This is a genomic window from Rhodoferax sp. RT5P35 (assembly GCF_056521385.1).
In genome coordinates, this window is the sequence record NZ_JBWMAX010000272.1 from 1 (window position 1) to 1143 (window position 1143).

1 protein-coding gene is annotated in these 1143 nt (G+C 59.6%); it reads left to right on the forward strand.

Annotation, left to right across the window (positions count from 1 at the left end; genetic code table 11):
- Positions 1-164: 164 nt before the first annotated feature.
- The coding region (locus AC097L_RS25575) for a flagellin N-terminal helical domain-containing protein (protein ID WP_479589508.1) at positions 165-1143 on the forward strand (979 nt) is incomplete at its 3' end.

A 1143-nucleotide genomic window follows, 5' to 3' on the forward strand; every position in this document is an offset into this window, starting at 1 on the left:
AGTAAATTGTGGTCATTAAGGACCGAGCTGTAGCGCGGATACGCGGAAAGAAAAACCCGGTTATTTACGCGTTAGCCCTAAAGTTTTCGCGCGGACACCCGAAAACCTATCCAACGGGCCTTTTCACTGGTTCGTCATTGGACCCACACCTTAGGAGCTTTGAAATGACCACCACTATCAATACCAACGTCAATTCGCTGAATGCACAGCGCAACCTGATGGCTTCGGGCGGTTCGCTCGCCACCTCCATGCAGCGCCTGTCTTCCGGCCTGCGTGTCAACAGCGCCAAGGACGATGCGGCTGGCTTGGCTATTGCAGAGCGCTTTCAAGGCCAGATCAAGGGTTTGAGCGTCGGCGCACGTAACGCCAACGACGGTATCTCGCTGGCGCAAACCGCTGAAGGCGCGTTGGGCAAGGTCGGCGACATGCTGCAACGTATGCGTGAACTGGCCGTGCAGTCCAGCAACGCCACCAACAGCAAGGCCGACCGCGCCGCGCTGCAGGCCGAAGTGGCCCAACTCACCGACGAAGTGGACCGTATCGCCAAGCAAACCTCGTTCAACGGCCGCAAGGTGCTGGACGGCACGTTTGCCGGTGCCGCCTTCCAGGTGGGTGCCAACGCCGGTGACAACATTACCGTGGGCGCACTGACCAACTCCACCGCCAAAGGCTTGGCCGATGTGGCCTATTCGTTTGACCAGTCGGCCAGCGCGGTGGATGCCAGTTCCGTCAGCACTTTGGCGACGATTGCCACCGGTGTATTGACCATTTCCCTTACCGGCGGTGCGACGGTTCATCTGGGTGCCATTGCTGCCGCTACTTCGGGTTCGGAGCGTATGGGTCAGGTCGTGGAGGCCATCAACCGTAAATCGTCCGACACCGGCGTGACGGCCTTCCTGTCGGTGAACGACACCGGCACCTACCGTATCGACCTGATGTCCGAAAAGCTGGACTCGGCAGGTGATGCCGCCGTCGTGACCCTGTCTGCTGGCTTTACTGTGGCCACTACCGGCAAGGCAACGGGTGTTATCGCCTCTGTCATCAACGCCACCAACACCACTACCGATGCACTGGGCATCGATAGCCTGACGGTCGACACGCAACGCAACTCCTGGGTGGCTATCAAGAAGCTGGACGCGGCCA